This is a genomic window from Niallia sp. Sow4_A1 (genome assembly GCF_052116745.1).
GTDB lineage: Bacteria > Bacillota > Bacilli > Bacillales > Cytobacillaceae > Niallia > Niallia hominis.
Window position 1 is genome coordinate 1 of record NZ_JBQKKM010000018.1, and the last position, 17,656, is coordinate 17,656.

General features: G+C 36.4%; 16 protein-coding genes. 13 read left to right on the forward strand and 3 right to left on the reverse strand.

Features of this window, described 5'->3' with window-relative positions; translation table 11 throughout:
• The first annotated feature begins 271 nt into the window (after positions 1–271).
• The 4 genes from ACTQ5K_RS11530 (at position 272) to ACTQ5K_RS11545 (ending at position 5,289) form a co-directional block, all read left to right on the forward strand.
• Positions 272–1,030, forward strand: a complete 759-nt coding sequence (locus ACTQ5K_RS11530; protein WP_109768052.1) for a hypothetical protein — start codon at positions 272–274, stop codon at positions 1,028–1,030.
• The gene (locus ACTQ5K_RS11535; protein ID WP_109768053.1) at positions 1,027–1,482 is read left to right on the forward strand and encodes a hypothetical protein; all 456 of its coding nucleotides are present in this window, start codon (positions 1,027–1,029) and stop codon (positions 1,480–1,482) included. Before ACTQ5K_RS11530 ends, ACTQ5K_RS11535 begins: the two co-directional genes overlap by 4 nt.
• Before the next feature lie 235 nt (positions 1,483–1,717).
• Positions 1,718–3,157, forward strand: a complete 1,440-nt coding sequence (locus tag ACTQ5K_RS11540) for an NAD(P)-binding domain-containing protein (RefSeq protein WP_441993937.1) — start codon at positions 1,718–1,720, stop codon at positions 3,155–3,157.
• Between the two features lie 125 nt (positions 3,158–3,282).
• The gene (locus ACTQ5K_RS11545; protein ID WP_109768055.1) at positions 3,283–5,289 is read left to right on the forward strand and encodes a catalase; all 2,007 of its coding nucleotides are present in this window, start codon (positions 3,283–3,285) and stop codon (positions 5,287–5,289) included.
• 209 nt (positions 5,290–5,498) lie between these two features.
• On the opposite strand, the gene ACTQ5K_RS11550 is transcribed toward ACTQ5K_RS11545, so the two are convergent.
• On the reverse strand, positions 5,499–6,536 hold the full coding sequence (locus tag ACTQ5K_RS11550; protein WP_441993938.1) for a helix-turn-helix domain-containing protein: 1,038 nt from the start codon (positions 6,534–6,536) through the stop codon (positions 5,499–5,501).
• Here ACTQ5K_RS11550 and ACTQ5K_RS11555 point away from each other — a divergent pair.
• From ACTQ5K_RS11555 to ACTQ5K_RS11565, 3 genes are read left to right on the forward strand one after another with little or no spacing between them, the layout of a single operon-like run.
• The gene (locus ACTQ5K_RS11555; protein ID WP_441993939.1) at positions 6,435–7,595 is read left to right on the forward strand and encodes a Gfo/Idh/MocA family protein; all 1,161 of its coding nucleotides are present in this window, start codon (positions 6,435–6,437) and stop codon (positions 7,593–7,595) included. The genes ACTQ5K_RS11550 and ACTQ5K_RS11555 overlap by 102 nt on opposite strands.
• 30 nt (positions 7,596–7,625) lie before the next feature.
• Positions 7,626–8,363, forward strand: a complete 738-nt coding sequence (locus ACTQ5K_RS11560; RefSeq protein WP_441993940.1) for a ThuA domain-containing protein — start codon at positions 7,626–7,628, stop codon at positions 8,361–8,363.
• 60 nt (positions 8,364–8,423) lie between these two features.
• Positions 8,424–9,518: a Gfo/Idh/MocA family protein gene (locus ACTQ5K_RS11565; protein ID WP_441993941.1), complete on the forward strand. Its 1,095-nt coding sequence runs from the start codon at positions 8,424–8,426 to the stop codon at positions 9,516–9,518.
• Between the two features lie 70 nt (positions 9,519–9,588).
• On the opposite strand, the gene ACTQ5K_RS11570 is transcribed toward ACTQ5K_RS11565, so the two are convergent.
• A complete protein-coding gene (locus tag ACTQ5K_RS11570) occupies positions 9,589–10,170 on the reverse strand; it encodes an NAD(P)H-dependent oxidoreductase (RefSeq protein WP_441993942.1) in 582 nt (193 codons plus the stop codon).
• A gap of 111 nt (positions 10,171–10,281) precedes the next feature.
• Between ACTQ5K_RS11570 and ACTQ5K_RS11575 the strand changes: the two genes are divergently transcribed.
• The 4 genes from ACTQ5K_RS11575 (at position 10,282) to ACTQ5K_RS11590 (ending at position 13,705) form a co-directional block, all read left to right on the forward strand.
• Positions 10,282–10,737: a MarR family winged helix-turn-helix transcriptional regulator gene (locus ACTQ5K_RS11575; protein ID WP_441993957.1), complete on the forward strand. Its 456-nt coding sequence runs from the start codon at positions 10,282–10,284 to the stop codon at positions 10,735–10,737.
• Positions 10,738–10,758: 21 nt separating this feature from the next.
• Positions 10,759–11,421, forward strand: a complete 663-nt coding sequence (locus tag ACTQ5K_RS11580) for an SIMPL domain-containing protein (protein WP_048717739.1) — start codon at positions 10,759–10,761, stop codon at positions 11,419–11,421.
• Between the two features lie 274 nt (positions 11,422–11,695).
• On the forward strand, positions 11,696–12,679 hold the full coding sequence (gene guaC / locus ACTQ5K_RS11585; protein WP_048717738.1) for a GMP reductase: 984 nt from the start codon (positions 11,696–11,698) through the stop codon (positions 12,677–12,679).
• Positions 12,680–12,865: 186 nt separating this feature from the next.
• A complete protein-coding gene (locus ACTQ5K_RS11590) occupies positions 12,866–13,705 on the forward strand; it encodes a hypothetical protein (RefSeq protein ID WP_441993943.1) in 840 nt (279 codons plus the stop codon).
• Positions 13,706–13,895: 190 nt separating this feature from the next.
• Here the strand turns inward: ACTQ5K_RS11590 and ACTQ5K_RS11595 are convergent, their stop codons facing one another.
• Positions 13,896–15,893 carry a carbohydrate-binding domain-containing protein gene (locus ACTQ5K_RS11595; RefSeq protein WP_441130803.1) on the reverse strand — a complete coding sequence of 666 codons (1,998 nt, stop codon included), beginning with the start codon at positions 15,891–15,893 and terminating at the stop codon, positions 13,896–13,898.
• Positions 15,894–16,135: 242 nt separating this feature from the next.
• On the opposite strand from ACTQ5K_RS11595, the gene ACTQ5K_RS11600 reads away from it, so the two are divergent.
• Positions 16,136–16,834, forward strand: a complete 699-nt coding sequence (locus tag ACTQ5K_RS11600; RefSeq protein ID WP_048717735.1) for a polyphosphate polymerase domain-containing protein — start codon at positions 16,136–16,138, stop codon at positions 16,832–16,834.
• A gap of 30 nt (positions 16,835–16,864) precedes the next feature.
• Positions 16,865–17,548, forward strand: a complete 684-nt coding sequence (locus ACTQ5K_RS11605) for a DUF4956 domain-containing protein (RefSeq protein ID WP_441993944.1) — start codon at positions 16,865–16,867, stop codon at positions 17,546–17,548.
• Positions 17,549–17,656 lie beyond the last annotated feature (108 nt).

A 17,656-nucleotide genomic window follows, 5' to 3' on the forward strand; every position in this document is an offset into this window, starting at 1 on the left:
TTTTTTCCAGCTACCGCGCTCTCGCTTGGTGGCCTTTTTGTCTAGTTGGGGGACTCGTCCCCCAACTAGACAAAAAGGATATTTATTCTCCCACAAACATTTTACTCATACGATGAAAGCCTATTCAACAGAATACAACTGAATGATTAATCTTTATCCCTTTCATTTTGAAATTTTTACCATCCATATCCCATTTTTGCAATAGATGAATAGGAATAACTTTTTTTCATAACCTATATTCATATTCCAAATTTAGTAAGTAGGTATACAAATGAGCGAAACAATAACTTTTCCCAAAGCAAAATACAGCACGGCCGGTATTACCTATATTATGTATCACAAACCCTGTATTGTCGCTTGGTGGTCCGCTGTATTTCCCGGGTTTGGACATTATCTGCTTAATCAATATGCACGAGGAACATTGCTAACAATTTTAGAAGTAATCATTAATACTGGTGCACATATTAATGAAGCAATGGTGTACTCCTTTTGTGGAGAAATCGACCTGGCTAAATCTGTAATCAATCTGGATTGGATGATTGGCTATATTGTCATTTATCTAATAACAATAGGAGATAGTTATCGTGCGGCAAACCAATTTAATAAATTAGTTTATTTATCTATTCCTAATTTATCTCATGCAAAGATATTCCCATCAGAAATACGATACTTACAGATTAAAAATCCTTTCATTAGTGCATTATACTCCCTTCTCTTTCCTGGATTAGGGCAGTTATATAACCATAGATTATTTCTAGGCTTTTACGCTATTTTTTGGTGGTGGACATATATTTTACTTTCTCATGCACATAAGGTACTTACATTAATTATACTTGGGAAGTTTGATTTTTCCATTACGATGTTAGCTCCACACTGGTTATTATTTATGCCTTCTGTTCTTGGCGGTTCCATTTACCATGCGTATATAACTTGCGTTCACCATAATATTCTTGTTATAGAATCTCAAGAAGAGCGCTTAACTAATCGATATGCTGGTACCAAATTTAATTTAAGAGGTACAAAAGGATGATTATAGTCGGTACATTTAAGCCATCTATCGAAATCGAGCATGCAACTTCTGAAATCGAACAATATGGAATTCCACCAGAAGAGATGATGGTTTTTTATATGAATGAATACCCACCTATCAGTAATAGAAAAAAAATCCCAATCGATATCCATGTTTCTTCCTTTGAAATTGGAATGGCATTTGCTACAGGATTTGCAGTCATTGGCGCAAGCATTGGCTTTAAATTAATTATAGGCCCTATTTTCAGTGGACTTCTTGCTGCTATTATTGGCTTTACCTTCGGCTATAGTATCTATTATTTTTTCCACCGAAAGAAAGAAAGCCCCCTGCCTAAAAGCTTGCCAGATATTATTATTATCATTCAAAGTCCAAAAGAAATTGCTCCCACCATTAAACAAATACTGTGGAAACATGAAGCAAAGAGTGTTGGAATGAGAAAAAGATATGACTAGCCCGAATACTAACAAAAGCCAAAAATCTTATGGAGAATAACGTTTTAGGCTTCTGTTAGTATTTGTTTTTCGATTATAAACCCTTTTAAACGAATTAACTAAATTTTTTTAGAAAATTTAGATATATTATACATACAATAAACAAATGAACATGTTAATATATTGGCAAGACATATTAATGTGAGGAAAGTTAACATTTATTTCTTTTATTTGCAAGGGGGAGGAATTTAGCGAGATGAGCTTAGAAGCATTAAATAAACGTATACAAACAGATCTATCCTACCTTAATTATGGCGGCCAAAATTGGGTTCGTCCAAAAACTCATTCAGAGGGCCATGTTTTCGATGTAGTCATCGTTGGTGGAGGCCAATCAGGATTAGGAATTGCATTCGGCCTTTTACGAGAACGTGTATCTAATATTCTCGTTATCGATGAAAACAAAGAAGGTCTTGAGGGACCATGGGAAACCTATGCCCGTATGGTCACCTTACGTACCCCTAAACACTTGACTTCCATCGATCTTGGCATCCCATCCCTTACCTTTCGTTCTTGGTGGGAAGCACAGTTTGGGGAAGAAGGTTGGGAAAAGATTGATAAAATTCCACGTGGTGATTGGATGAATTATCTAAGATGGTATCGGCAAACCCTTCAATTACCGGTTCAAAACGAAGTAAAGCTGACTTTAATTGAACCATTAGAAAAAGGATTACATCGCCTTCATATTCAAAAAAACGGCAAGACCCCCTCTTCCTTACTTGCCCGAAAGGTAATTTTAGCAACCGGCATCCAAGGAGGCGGAGAATGGCATGTTCCACCAATGATTTCTAATAATCTCCCTTCTTATTTATATGCTCATACCTCTTCACCAATTAATTTTAATTCCTTACAAGGGAAAAAGGTTGCTATTTTAGGTGGTGGTGCATCAGCTTTTGATAATGCTAATTTCGCTCTATCCCAAGGGGTATCTGAAGCACATGTATTTGTCCGTCGCAAAAAAATGCAACGCATTAATCCAATTAGGCAAATGGAGGTGTCTGGCATGATTGAACATTTCCCTGCTTTATCAGATGAAGACAAGTATGCTGGCATTGCCCACTTCTTTCAGCATAATCAACCACCTACGAATGATACTTTTAACCGAGCAACTTCTTGGTCAGGATTTCATCTTCATCTAGGCTCTCCATGGGTAAAAGTTTCAGAAAAAGGAGATAAAGCAGAAATAACCACTCCAAAAGGGACTTATCTATTTGACTTCTTATTTATTAGTACTGGTCTTCTAACAGATCCTAAACTCCGTCCAGAATTACGATTAGTTGAAAATCATATTACCCGATGGAAGGACAGATACGATGCCCCTGAAGAAATAGCATCACCCACACTCGATGCACATCCCTATTTAAGCCTTGGCTTTTCTTTTATTAGCCGAGATGAAAAAGGGGAAGCATTGCTCCATGGGATATACGCATTTAATTATGCGGCTTTAATCAGCTGTGGATTATCTGCTTCTGCTCTATCTGGCATGAGATATGGTATACCTCGCATCGTTTCAGCTGTAACGGATGAATTATTTATGGATGACAAAGAGGCTAATTTAAATGATTTTTTCGATTACGATGTAGAAGAGTTCACCGGCGATTGGCCAGTGAATCAAGAAGATACATCTGAAGTAGTTTAACAGGAATGGCTAAGACTGATATAACGTCTTAGCCTCTTTAATGCATGTTTTAACTAAAATAAGTTGGGTATACATAACAATACTGACTATTCATTTATACATATTATCGTGTGGGAGGTATTGTAATGGATAATAAGAAATTAGAGCAATTAAAGAAATACACCATTGATAATGAACAAAAAGCTGGATTAACGACCAATCAAGGATTAAAAATGGCAGAAGATGAATTCTCATTGAAAGCTGGCTTAAGAGGTCCTACTTTAATGGAGGACTTTCACTTTAGGGAGAAAATGACCCATTTTGACCATGAAAGAATTCCTGAACGGATTGTTCATGCACGTGGTGTTGGTGCCCATGGCGTTTTTCAATTATATGAGTCCCTAGAACCATATACGAAAGCCGATTTCCTGAATGATACAAGTAAAACCACACCTGTTTTCGTTCGCTTTTCCACTGTCCAAGGATCTAGAGGCTCAAGTGATACGGTGCGAGATGTGCGCGGGTTTGCTGTTAAGTTTTATACAGAGGAAGGTAATTATGATTTAGTCGGTAATAATATTCCTGTATTCTTCATCCAAGATGCCATTAAATTTCCTGATTTTGTCCATGCGGTAAAGCCAGAGCCTCATAATGAAATTCCTCAAGGAGCTAGTGCACATGATACCTTTTGGGATTTTGTTGGTCAAAATCACGAAACAGCTCATATGGTTATGTGGGTAATGAGTGATCGAGCTATTCCTAGAAGTCTCCGGATGATGGAGGGGTTTGGTGTGCATACCTTCCGCCTTGTTAATAAAGAAGGAAAAGCTCACTTTGTTAAGTTCCATTGGAAACCGAAGCTTGGCATTCATTCACAGGTTTGGGATGAAGCACAAAAGTCAGCAGGAAAAAATCCCGATTTCCATCGCCAAGATTTATATGAGGCCATTGAGAAAGGCGATTATCCTGAATGGGAACTAGGATTACAAATCATACCGGAAGAAGAAGAATTTTCATTTGATTTTGACATATTGGATCCAACCAAAGTATGGCCAGAAGAAATGATTCCTGTCAAAATCGTTGGAAAGATGACCTTAAATCAAAATGTTGATAATTTCTTTGCTGAAACAGAGCAAGTAGCATTTCATCCTGGACATGTTGTTCCTGGAATTGACTTTTCAAATGATCCCTTACTACAAGGTCGATTATTTTCCTATACAGATACACAATTATCTAGACTCGGAGGACCTAACTTCCACCAAATTCCTATAAATAAGCCTATCTGTCCTTTTCACAATAATCAAAGAGATGGTATGCATCAAATGGCTATTCATCATGGACAAACGAGCTACCATAATAATTCATTAAATAATAACCAGCCAGAACCTGTACCTGTTGAAGATGGGGGTTATCAGCATTATCAGGAAAAGATAGATGGTATAAAAATAAGAGGGCGTAGTGAAAGCTTCCTTGATTTCTATTCCCAAGCCAAATTATTTTATAATAGCCTAGCGCCATTTGAGCAGCAACATGTGAAGGATGCCTTTAGCTTTGAACTTGGAAAATGCAAATCAGAGACAGTTAAAAATAACGCTGTAGCGCTTCTAAATCGAATTGATCGCAGCATTGCTGAAGAAGTAGCTAAGAATATTGGAGCAGTATTACCTGATGAAAATTTAGAGGTCAATTCATCGAAAAAGTCTCCTGCTTTAAGCATGGCAAATACCATAAAAAAACCAGACACCCGTTGTGTAGCCATCCTGTTAAACGGGGACCCAGATAAAGTACAATTACGTCAATGGGTCCAAACATTGGCAGCAAATAACGTCAATTTTAGTATCGTTGATAAAACGATGCGCACAATTGATGGAGATTTAAAAGTGACGGATACGTATGATACAGCGGATGCCAGTCTTTTTGATGCTGCAATTCTTATTGGCACTAGCAATAAACTAGAGAATAAGGCGATTGAATTTATTGAAATGACTTTTAACCATTATAAGCCTTTAGGTATTTTCATTGGCGAGCCTAAAGCACTAGAAAAAAGCCGTATTACATGGAATGCACCAGGTATATTTGATTTAACGAAGGATTCCATTAATCGCTTTATTACAGGAGTAGCAGAAGCCCGCTTTTGGAATAGATCTGTCTAAATATAATTGGAACATGTATCAAAGACAAAGATAAACTCGAACAATCATGCGAAAGAAAAAATTTCGGATGATTGTTTGAGTTTTTTATTAGCGTTAAAAACACAATGAACGGATATATATTTACACCTTGGCTTTATTTAATAGCAAGATTACGTCTTTATAGATATCGATTTGGTTGTATCCCATCCCTTTTTTCTCGCTATCAGAAGTCAATATGTATGGAAAGGATACATATCCATAAACGACCGTGGGTGGTTTTCTCGATACTCCTTTGGTGTACAAAGTTTTATCTTCACAAAGTTACGATTAAAGGACCGTATACTTTCATAACCACAAAGAAAAGCTATCTCAGATATATTATGTTCTGAATAGATTAATAGATAACATGCATAGTTTACTCTCGTCTCATTTAAAAAATCTACAAAAGACATATTAACATTATGATTAAAGTACTTCGAAAGATAATTATAATTGTAACCTAAATTACCAGCGATACTTTTTAAAGTTATCGATTCTGTAAAATGTGCCTGAATAAACGTTAACAATTTATGAAGCAACTCTTGATCTTGTTTTTCGCCTTTAATTAAGCTAGTTTGCCCCATTAGCTCTGATAATAATAAATAGAGACAAGCTTTTTGTTCTAGTAGATTAGAGCTATCTTTGAAAAGCGTTCTAGAAACAAGTGAATCCGCTTCCAAAGATAGGTTAAAAATTGGATTTTCAAGTGAACCATTTTCTATCATTTTGTGAAATGTCGGGACATAGTCAGGGGAAAAAATACAAATTTTTGCATGTGACTGAGATTTTGTAATAAACGAGTGAATTTCATAAGGTAATATTAGTAAAAATTGTCCAGTACTCAAATGGTAACTTTTTTGACTAATAATAACTTCCATTTCCCCCTCCATGAGGAATAATAATTCGAAGCAGCGATGGAGATGGCTTGGAAAGTTTAAATTTAATGTATGATAGTTTGCTATTAAGTTAAAATGGTGTGCTTCATATATTATCATCCGCAAAACATCCTCAGTAAAGAATAAATTTTGTCTAGGATTATATAAGTTTTTACTTGTTGTGTCAAACCTATAAGTGATAGATTTATCGATAATAAAGTAATCTAAATGGACAACAAAAGGAGATACGCTATGGAAAAACTTAGAATTGGAATGGTTGGCTATAAATTTATGGGAAAAGCACACAGTCATGCTTACCGAGATCTCCCTCTCTTTTTCCCAAATACCGTTCATCCTGTGATGAAGGTTATTTGCGGGCGTGATCAAAAAGGTGTAGCACTTGCAGCCAAACAATTCGGCTGGGAGGAATATACGACAGACTGGAAGAGGCTCTTAGAAAGAGATGACATTGATTTAATTGATATTAACGCACCTAGTAATGTCCATAAAGAAATAACTATTGCCGCAGCAACTGCTGGCAAACATGTATTTTGCGAAAAACCGTTAGCGCTTACATTAAAAGACTCAAGAGAAATGCTTGATTTAGTTGAATCGGCTGGAATCAAACATATGGTTGGATTTAACTATCGCTTTGCACCGGCCGTTATGCTGGCTAAAAAGCTAATTGACGAGGGACGGTTGGGCGATATCTATCATTACCGTGCCTGGTATTTACAAGATTGGCTTGTGGACCCAAACTTTCCTTTAGCTTGGAGACTCCAAAAAGAAATTGCTGGTTCAGGTTCTCACGGAGACCTTGGGGCTCATCTTATCGATCTGTCGCACTATCTAATCGGCGATATAACAGAAGTTATTGGGATGAATGAAACATTTATTAAGGAACGACCCATTCCTTCACAGATGACGGGCTTATCAGCAAAAGGGAGTGATAGTGATAAAAAAGGGGAAGTGACCGTTGATGATGCTACCCTATTTATGGCTCGTTTTGCTAACGGTGCTTTAGGGAGCTTTGAGTCCACACGTTTTGCTGCAGGCCATCGCTGTACAAATTCCTTTGAAATCAATGGCAGTAAAGGAAGTGTCATCTTCGACTTTGAACGTATGAATGAGCTACAGGTTTATTTCACAGATGATAAGGAGGACGTACAAGGATTTCGGCGCGTATTAGCAACAGACCCTTCTCATGCTTTTGCAGAAAACTGGTGGCCTCCAGGACATACGATAGGCTATGAACATACATTTATTCACGAGATAGTGGAGCTTATGGAGTCTTTCCGTGAAGATCGACAGCCTGTTCCCAACTTCCGAGATGGCGTAAAGTGCCAAGAAGTTTTAGAAGCGGTTGACTTATCGATTGAAAACCGACAATGGGTCCGAATATCTGACGTTTAATCAAAATATCATGAAGGAGTTGCATGTACCATGAAAAAGAATGCATTGATTGTTTGGGGAGGCTGGGATGGTCATCAGCCTGAGCAGGTAGCAGAAATTTTTAAAGGAATTCTTGAAGAAGAGAACTTTCAAGTAGAGGTATCTAATTCACTAGACTCCTATGCAGATAAAGAAAAATTAAAAACCTTGGATTTAATCGTCCCCCACTGGACAATGGGTCAAATTGAACAACAATATGTTTTAAATATTTCGGAGGCAGTTGCAGCAGGTGTTGGGTTAGCTGGGTGCCATGGTGGTATGTGTGACTCTTTTCGTAATAATGTTGACTGGCAATTTATGACAGGCGGCAATTGGGTTGCCCATCCTGGAAATGATGGGGTGGAATACACGGTCAACATCAAACATTCTTCTAGCCCCCTTTTAGAGGGCATGTCTGATTTTAAAGTTGCTAGTGAACAATATTACCTTCATTACGATCCAGCTGTTGAAGTATTAGCTACTACACGCTTCCCGATTGTTCATGGTCCTCATGCCGCGAATAAAGCGGTAGACATGCCTGTAGTATGGACTAAACGTTGGGGGCTTGGAAATGTATTTTATAATTCATTAGGCCATCAAGCAAGTATCATTGCTCTGCCGGAAGTTTCGCTCATTATGCGCCGTGGATTCTTGTGGGCATCTGAAGGGAAAAGACGAACTGAAAAATCGAATGAAGCTTCCATTTATGAAAATGTACGGAACTATACAGGTATGGGAGACAGTCAATAAAAGGAGATCATCAAAATAAAAATTATCGAAAGCTAAACATAATCTACCGGAGGGTTTCTTATGAGAAAACTTAAAATTGGCATTATCGGTTGTGGGAATATTAGTTCTATTTATATGGAAAACTGTCCGAAGTTTCCCCACCTTGAGCTTGTCGCATGTGCAGATTTAGATGTCCAACGTGCTCAACTTCAAGCTGAAAAGTTCGGTATTCCAAATGCTTATTCCGTTGAAGAACTGCTTTCTGATCCTGAGATTGAACTAGTCATCAACTTAACCATTCCAAAAGCACATGCCTCTGTCAGCATCCAAGCACTTGAAGCAGGTAAGCATGTTTATACGGAAAAACCACTTGCTGTTACACGAGAGGAAGGTAAGCGAATTTTAGAAACAGCGAAGAAGCATAATCTTCTCGTTGGCAGTGCACCTGACACTTTCTTGGGAGCTGGAATTCAAACTGCTATCCATCTGATTGAACAAGGGGAAATAGGAATACCAATTGGTGCATCTGCCTTCATGATCGGTCGTGGGCATGAACATTGGCATCCAGACCCTGCCTTTTATTATGATATTGGAGGCGGACCAATGTTCGATATGGGGCCCTATTACTTAACAGCCTTAGTGGCTCTATTGGGACCGATTAAACGAATTTCTGGTTCGGCGCGGATTAGTTATCAAGAAAGAACGATACTCAGCGCACCAAAGGCTGGTACTAAAATGAAAGTATCCATCCCTACGCATATCTCAGGAGTAATAGATTTTGCTTCAGGTGTAATTGGAAGTATTACAACAAGCTTTGATGCCTTTGGCGGTAGCACATTGCCTCCTATTGAAATTTACGGCAGCGAAGGAACGCTACTTGTTCCTGACCCTAATACGTTTGATGGTCCTGTAAAATTAAGAAAACGTGATGAACAGGAATTTAAAGAAGTGCCTCTTGCATACGGGTATAACGATAACAATAGAGGGCTTGGCGTTGCTGATATGGCCAAGGCAATTCTCGAAGGTGGAAACTATCGAGCAAATAGCGAATTAGCCTATCATGTTTTAGAAGCGATGTATGGTTTCCAGGATTCCTCCGATAGCGATAAACATTATATAATGGAAAGTACATGTGAGCGTCCTGAATCACTATCTTTAGAAAGAAAGAATTCATAATTTGCCTAAAACAATATCAAAGGAATCTCTCTCTTTGGCTAGGGGGTTCCTTTGATTAGGAAAGAATCTTTCAAGCACATATTCCTCTAAAATAGCGATAAATCTTATCTATTTTTTTCGCTTGCCCTGTTCCTTCCATGCTTCCAAATTCAAAAAATTTCACCTTTTTAATTCCTACAAAGCGAAATACTGCCTTTTTCATTAAAACCTTATGAACATTATGCAAAAAGAAAAAGGGGTACATTCCAGGTCCCTTCATAGTAGAAATACAGATGACTGACTTTCCTTTTAAGAGCCCCTTTGTGGTATATTTTCCAGTTTCTTCATAAGCAAAATGAGCAGATAATACTTGATCAAAGTATCCTAGTAACATGGCTGGTGGTCTTCCCCACCAAATAGGATAAAGAAAAACGATTTTATCCGCCCATAATAACTGATCTCTATGCTTTGAAAAAGCTGGGTTCTTATACATATGACGCCTTTTTACTTTTTCATCAAAAAATAAAATGGGATTAAAATTTTCTTCATATAAATCTAAAAGCTGTATATTCTTTATAGAACTGTTTTCCATACTGCCATTCAAAACACTTTTTAAAAACGCTCCATTTAAACTTTTCTGATTGGGATGTGAAAAAACAATCAATAAATTCATAAGAATCCTCCTCTTTTTAGTTATCATTTGATAACTATATTACCATTTCATCTTTTTGTTATCAATTGATAATTGTTTATTGATAACTTTTTATGCTATCTTACCTATGAGGTGATTCTTTTGGATGAAAGACAATTTTTTCAGAAATTCATTACATTTACAGCATCTGTTCATCAACTAAAGCACGCTTTAACGAATGATCTAAGACCAACTAATTTAACTCCGATTCAGTATAATATCCTTGAATATATTTCGATCAATGAGCCAGCGATTCCAAGTGATATTAGTTCATGTCATCAAATGTCATTGCCTAATACTAGCCGAGAATTGAAAAACTTAATGGAGAAAAACTTAATGGAAAAAAACTTAATTAATAAATTCACAGATGAAAAAGACCGCAGAAAGCAGTATATAGTGCTATCAGATGAAGGAAAAGAGGTAATGAATCTCGTATTTCATGAAGTAGAACAAATATTAAAAAAAAGAATAGACACTCTTTCAGGTGAACAATTGCAGGAAATAGCAACTGCCATGGAATTATTACAAAATAAGGTGTTTTATAAATAAACAATACAGAGGTGAATAATAATGTACCCTTCCTCTCCCCTTTTTCACACAAATGTTCCGTTAAAAAGAAGCTTAACAGTGTTTGGAAATAGCATGTTGTCCATTGAACCGACTATTTGCAAAATTATTCTTGGCATTAATACGGAGTCCAAAAATGTAACAACTGCCCAGAAAGAAAATGCTACCAAACATCAACAAGTTATTTCGTCCATTTTAGGTTTAGGTATTCCTTCCTCCAATATTCAAACCGTTGACTATACTATTCTCCCTCAATATGACTATGTGGAGAATAAACAAGTCTTCAAAAGCTATAAAGTAACCCACCTGCTATCTATCCTTGTAGAAACGATTCAACTTGCAGGAAACGTTATTGACACAGCCGTTCAAAATGGCGCAAACCAAGTTACCAGTATTCAATTTGATGTAAGTAATCGTTCGGAATATTATGAGCAAGCACTTCAAAAAGCGGTTAAAGATTCTCTTTCAAAAGCAATGGCCATTGCTGAAACCCTCCGTGTAACGATAGATCCGATTCCGGTAAAAATACATGAAATTCTATCTGATTCTAGCAATCCTATCCCACTTGCAAAAATGTCGTTTGGTCAGGTAGGAGGAATTGCTACTAATCTAGAACCAGGACAGTTACTTATAGAAGCGAAGATTGAAGCGAAATTCTCCTACTAAGCCACTTTCTATATCCTTTCAAATTATCTTTGCTATGACTTGTTGAGAAGTTAATCTAACATTCTCCTTTCAAAATAAGGGAGTTCCTTGAGTACAGGAATCTTCCTTATTTACAAAATATTTTTTACCCTCTCCAAAATGATAGCGCTTCATTAAAAACATCTCATTAAATGAAAAATCTTTGACATCCTGGCAAAAATAATGTAAAGTACCTAATGGTCGAACATTTTTAGATAACAGCGACCTTAATATTCGTATTTAGGAGTGTATTTTAATGGATAACGTGTTTGATTACGAAGATATACAATTAATCCCGGCTAAGTGTATTGTTGATAGCCGTTCAGAATGCGATACAACTGTAACATTAGGTGGCCATACATTTAAGCTTCCTGTAGTGCCTGCAAATATGCAAACTATTATTGACGAAAAAATCGCTGTATATTTAGCAGAAAATGGATATTTCTATATTATGCATCGTTTCCAGCCAGAAACACGCGAGACCTTTATCCGTGATATGCAATCTCGTGAGTTAATTGCCTCTATCAGTGTTGGTGTGAAAGCAGAAGAATATGACTTTATATTACAATTAGCAGAAGAAAATTTGGTTCCCGAATTTATTACGATTGATATTGCACATGGTCACTCAAATGCTGTTATCGCAATGATTAAACATATCAAAAAGCATTTACCGAATAGCTTTGTTATTGCTGGTAACGTTGGAACTCCTGAAGCAGTAAGAGAACTTGAGCATGCAGGTGCAGATGCTACAAAAGTAGGAATTGGACCTGGTAAAGTATGTATCACAAAAATTAAAACAGGTTTTGGAACTGGTGGTTGGCAGTTAGCTGCATTGCGCTGGTGTGCAAAAGCTGCGAGCAAGCCAATCATTGCAGATGGTGGTATTCGTACACATGGTGATATCGCAAAATCGGTTCGTTTTGGAGCAACGATGGTAATGGTCGGTTCGTTATTTGCTGGCCACGAAGAGTCTCCAGGAGAAACATTTGAAAAAGACGGAAAGCTCTATAAAGAGTATTTCGGTTCTGCTTCCGAGTTTCAAAAAGGTGAAAAGAAAAACGTCGAAGGTAAAAAAATGTATGTAGAACATAAAGGCTCTTTACAAGATACATTAACAGAAATGGAACAAGATCTTCAGTCTTCTATCTCTTATGCAGGCGGTAAAAAATTAGATTCTATTCGTAATGTAGATTATGTAATTGTTAAAAATTCTATCTTTAATGGCGATAAAGTATATTAATTTAAAAGTTACACGAAGGATGCCCTACCAATTTTGTAGAGCATCCTTCATTTGTACGAAAGGAGATAACTAGAAAAATAGTGACATATTCCTATTATATAGGTATAATAGAGACAACCTCTTAGAACTCCTTCCTTCTTATTATCAGAAATTTCAAATAAAAACACGAAAGGTTGATTGTATTACATGAAGAACTTTTCCTTCCACACAAACCACCGCCAGAGAGCAAAATCCCCAGAAACAACATTTAAACTTATTCCCCTTACCAGCACACAAAGCAGAAGCGAAATACTAAAGAAAATTGAAATCAGTTCACAATTTAATATGCGCTACCGAGGACTATTTGAATATTATGGCGACGATTTAATTGCTTATAAGAAAGAAAAGCCTACTGATTTTTTTCGAAATGAGTTTTTACGAACGTTCTCGAGTTATCTAACTGACTACCTAGAAGACAACATGCCGATCTCTTGGAATAAATGTAAAAAACCCTTTATCGAGTTACTTCTTTATATTCATCTACCTAACACTATAAAAATCTCCAAAGAAAGCAACAGCATCCAACATTTCATCTCCGAATTTAGAAAGTTTTCCATATGGCTAGATCAAAAAGAAAAAACAACCTGGACAAAGCTGTTAACTCCTTATGAAGAATCCATTAATGAGTTACTGTTATGCGAGGAATTGTTGAATAGATTATATCTCCAAATGTATCCTCAGTTTTTTGAATCCAATTGGGATTACGAAAAAGACTTAACAAGGGTTAGCCAGATCTTTGAGAAATGTACGGACATAGAGGACAGCTTCTTTCAAATAATAAATATGGAGGGAAACACTGTTTTTCTATCCAATATTCATACAAATAAACAATTTCAGATAAACAATCTTCCTATTACCAAGCGGTTTCTTGGCATCATTCTTCATGGTTCCATTGGGCGCATAGAGGGGAATACAACATGGTCATTGCTACTGGCAGCAGGGTTATATCCAAAAAAAGCGAAGCGATATTTATCCTATATGGAGTAATGAAAAGGAGCAAATTGGGTAGCAAAAAGACTGTGAAATCAACAAAAATTCAACTAAATAAGCCTTTTTAAAACAAAAAAGCCAAACAATCAACGAAACTTTCGTTTGATTGTTTGGCTTTATCTTTGGCTTGGAACCTTATGTCTAAGCAGCTTTTTTTAATCCGGCTATCATTTTCAGTAAAAATTACTTACTGGGAACTATTAGTGGAAGAATTATTCTCCTGTCTCTCATTCTCATTACCAGAAGGAGGAGCTTCTCCTCGATTTCCTTCAAAATCACCACTTGGTGGATTTCCACCTTGTCCTCCTCCTCTGCCGCCACCTGGTCTACCCATATTATTACTAGGTGCCTCTGTAATGCCAGATTCATCGACGTAGGTTACTATGTCAGAAATAGTAAATTCTACAAGTTCTGTTCCTTTTTCATAGGTCCCTGTAGCTAAACCATTACTGTTCACTTCTGTGCTACTACCACCAGAATACAATACATAAGTACTATCCTCTGTAATCTTCGGTGAGCTAATCACAACCGTTTGGTAATCCTTGCTTGGTTGTACTGTTACAATAGCATTCCCATCACTATCCTCTAAATGAACAATAGTGCCAGCTTTTTGCGTTTCCGAATAGGTCATCATAATTGAGTTTTGCTTAGATGTATCAGATGTTGTTTGTGCCATCCCCGAGCTTCCTAGCGCTACTAGTGTTCCTTCACTTATCTCTAGGCTTCCATCATAGTCTAGGGCTCCATTTCCATCATTTGTTGGACCATTAACAATAGTCGTACCGCCTGTGACTACTATTGATCCATTTGCATCCAATCCATCTCCATCTGCATTTACGTAAATGCTTCCTCCATTGATAGTTAATAGTGCATTTCCTGCAGATTCCATTCCCATTTCTCCACCAGGAGTAGCACTTTCACTACTTCCATCACTTACATTAATTCCGTCATCTGCTGTTACAACAGATATATCTCCATCATTAATAGTGACTGTTTTTCCTTCTATTCCCTCATAACTTTTATTAACTTGAATTGTTCCACCAGCAATTAGGAGCTCATTCTCTGTATGAATCCCATCATCACCAGTAAGAATAGTAAACTCACCATCCATAATCGTAATATTCGTGTCACTATGCACAGCATCATCTAAAGTATCTATTACGAATGTTCCTCCACCAATAGCGATTTCCTTATTTGCTTTTAAACCTTTCGTACTTGGGGTATCCTCCTCTTCTGTCTCTTCTGCTGCGCTATCTCCCCAAGGTTGTCCTCCCATCATTTCCTCTCTTACTTCAATAGTCTCTGGACTTCCTCCACCTGCTGTAATGGTGAAATTGCCATCTGCCACATAGAGAGAAGACTCAGCTTGTATACCATCTGTTCCAGCCTTTATATTAAATATTCCATCTTCAATGGCAATAATACCTTTTGTATCATTTGTATTCGTTGATTTAATACCGTCTCCACCTGCATTAATTTCAAACGTTCCACTCTTTATTGCAACTAAATCTCTGCCCAATATGGCATCATCTACTGCTGTTATTTTTATCGTTCCTTCCATAATTCGCAAATCATCTTTACTTCCAATTCCATTATCATAATTTCCTACTACTTCCAAAGTACCTGTCCCATTTATTGTTAAGTCATCCTTGCTAAAGATTGCTGCATTGGGCTCGCCAGATCCATCATCTTCGGTATAAGTTTCTGCATCAGACACAACATTTTCAGTTTCCTCTGCAAGCGTAATAATCGTATCCTCTGCTTCTTTTACAAAAATAGCTGAAGACTCACTATTATGAATGTCTACTCCATTTAAAACTAATTGAACCTCTCCTGTATCCGGTGCGTCAACTACTATCTGCCCGTCAGCTAAATCACCACTTAAAACATATACTCCGCCAGACCTTATGGTAACAGTTGATCCAGATGTCATTATTGCAGCCGATTCATCGTAAGAAATTTTGTCCCCATCTAAAGTAATATAAGTAGGATTTTCTTCTTCCCAATTCGTTAGATAATCCTCCTCCTCAAAACTTATATTTTCACTAATATATGCACTCACATCCATTTCACTAAGTGAGCTATCGTTACTATTTTGGGAGTTATCGCTGTCCTCACTACATGCAAATAAAAGCAAGGTACATGCAATAGGCAAGACTAACTTTTTCATTTTACTTTTTTTCATTACTATGTCTCCTTTCTTTCACCATGCCTTCATTATGAGTGCACAACCTTAACAATTCCTTTAGAATCTCGTTTTTTATTTTTCTTTCCATCTATAGAGAAAAAAAAGTCTCATCTTTCTTCTCCTGCATCTACTTTTACAGTATTTTTACAAAAAATTAATACCTTCTTAAAAATCTTAAGGATAGATTAAGGTTTATAAATGATAATGTGTCCAAGCAGTTAACAGAAAGGAGAATCAAAATGGAAGCACAAAAACTAAACGGCTTAAATGGCCGAACCGAACTAAAACATGAATTAAATCAAATAGATTGTTACTTATTAAGAAATAAATTAAAGCATGTGATGGAAGTTGACCCCCATGCTACTAATAATGGGAAGTATCTAATTAGAAGTGTTTACTTCGATAATATTGAAAACAAGGCACTTATTCAAAAAAAAGAAGGACTTCTTAACCGAGATAAATTTCGAGTAAGATTGTATGACTATAATACAAACCTCTTAAATTTAGAAAAAAAAAGCAAACGTAATAATTTGACCTATAAAGATAAATGTAGAATTACAGCAGAAGAATATGAAAAAATCCGCATTGGAGATATTAAGTGGATGGAAAATGACCATCGCGAATTGGTCAAAGAACTATTCATTCAGATGAGTTTATATCAATTAAAGCCACATACAGTGGTTGATTACGAACGGGAAGTATTTATCTATCGTTATGGAAATGTCCGGGTCACCTTTGATAGCTCCATTAAAACAAGTTTCCGAAATAATGATGTACTGAACAAGGATTTACCTATGGTTGAAACCAACCCAGATATCACCATTTTAGAGATTAAATACGATGAATTTTTGCCTGAAATAATCAAAAATCTTCTTCAATTAAGTGATAGAAGAAAAGGAACTTATTCTAAATATCAAATCAGCAGAATGTATGGATAAATTTATATAAATTCAAGGAGGAACAAAAAAATGAGTAATATTAGCTTCGAAGATATTTTCAAATCAAGTATTTTAGAAAAAACGAGTAACTTTTCCGTAATTGATTCTTTAATAGGGCTGTTAGTAGCCTTTGGCGTCGGTTTATTTATCTATTATGTTTATAAAAAAACTTTCTCAGGTGTCATCTATTCCCACACCTTTAATATTTCTCTAATTATTATATCAATGGCAACTGCCTTAATCATTATCGGGATATCATCCAATGTTCTATTATCACTTGGTATGGTTGGTGCCTTATCGATTGTACGCTTTAGAACTCCTATTAAAGATCCTATGGACTTAGTTTATTTATTCTGGGCAATTGTTACAGGAATACTTTGTGGAGCAGGCTTTATTATCCTAGTTATATTAGGTGCTATCCTAATTGGTTTAGTTCTTATTCTGTTTACTAACCGAATCAAAATTGAAAATCCTTATTTATTAGTTGTTAAATATACAAATGAAGCGTTAGAAGGTTCATTAACAAAAACTATTTCAACTCATGCTAAAAAATTCTCCATTAAATCAAAATCAATTATGCCTGGAAACGATTTTGAAGTAACATACGAAATTCGTGTGAAAGAGAATAACTCTACCTTTATTAATACTATTTCTAAACTTGATGGCGTGAAATCAGCAATTATGCTTAGCTATGATGGAAATTTCACTGCATAACGAATAAGGATTTTACGTAATGCTGATTCCAATCATACACATTCATTTCATAGGCTAAGCATATTCCCATTGGTTTTAAAAAAAACAGCTTATAAAAGAAAAAACATC

Coding starts and splice junctions, on each gene's coding strand:
- ACTQ5K_RS11530 (WP_109768052.1), top strand. CDS start 272: ATGAGCGAAACAATAACTTTTCCCAAAGCAAAATACAGCACGGCCGGT.
- ACTQ5K_RS11535 (WP_109768053.1), top strand. CDS start 1,027: ATGATTATAGTCGGTACATTTAAGCCATCTATCGAAATCGAGCATGCA.
- ACTQ5K_RS11540 (WP_441993937.1), top strand. CDS start 1,718: ATGAGCTTAGAAGCATTAAATAAACGTATACAAACAGATCTATCCTAC.
- ACTQ5K_RS11545 (WP_109768055.1), top strand. CDS start 3,283: ATGGATAATAAGAAATTAGAGCAATTAAAGAAATACACCATTGATAAT.
- ACTQ5K_RS11555 (WP_441993939.1), top strand. CDS start 6,435: ATGGAAAAACTTAGAATTGGAATGGTTGGCTATAAATTTATGGGAAAA.
- ACTQ5K_RS11550 (WP_441993938.1), bottom strand. CDS start 6,536: ATGAACGGTATTTGGGAAAAAGAGAGGGAGATCTCGGTAAGCATGACT.
- ACTQ5K_RS11560 (WP_441993940.1), top strand. CDS start 7,626: ATGAAAAAGAATGCATTGATTGTTTGGGGAGGCTGGGATGGTCATCAG.
- ACTQ5K_RS11565 (WP_441993941.1), top strand. CDS start 8,424: ATGAGAAAACTTAAAATTGGCATTATCGGTTGTGGGAATATTAGTTCT.
- ACTQ5K_RS11570 (WP_441993942.1), bottom strand. CDS start 10,170: ATGAATTTATTGATTGTTTTTTCACATCCCAATCAGAAAAGTTTAAAT.
- ACTQ5K_RS11580 (WP_048717739.1), top strand. CDS start 10,759: ATGTACCCTTCCTCTCCCCTTTTTCACACAAATGTTCCGTTAAAAAGA.
- guaC (WP_048717738.1), top strand. CDS start 11,696: ATGGATAACGTGTTTGATTACGAAGATATACAATTAATCCCGGCTAAG.
- ACTQ5K_RS11590 (WP_441993943.1), top strand. CDS start 12,866: ATGAAGAACTTTTCCTTCCACACAAACCACCGCCAGAGAGCAAAATCC.
- ACTQ5K_RS11595 (WP_441130803.1), bottom strand. CDS start 15,893: ATGAAAAAAAGTAAAATGAAAAAGTTAGTCTTGCCTATTGCATGTACC.
- ACTQ5K_RS11600 (WP_048717735.1), top strand. CDS start 16,136: ATGGAAGCACAAAAACTAAACGGCTTAAATGGCCGAACCGAACTAAAA.
- ACTQ5K_RS11605 (WP_441993944.1), top strand. CDS start 16,865: ATGAGTAATATTAGCTTCGAAGATATTTTCAAATCAAGTATTTTAGAA.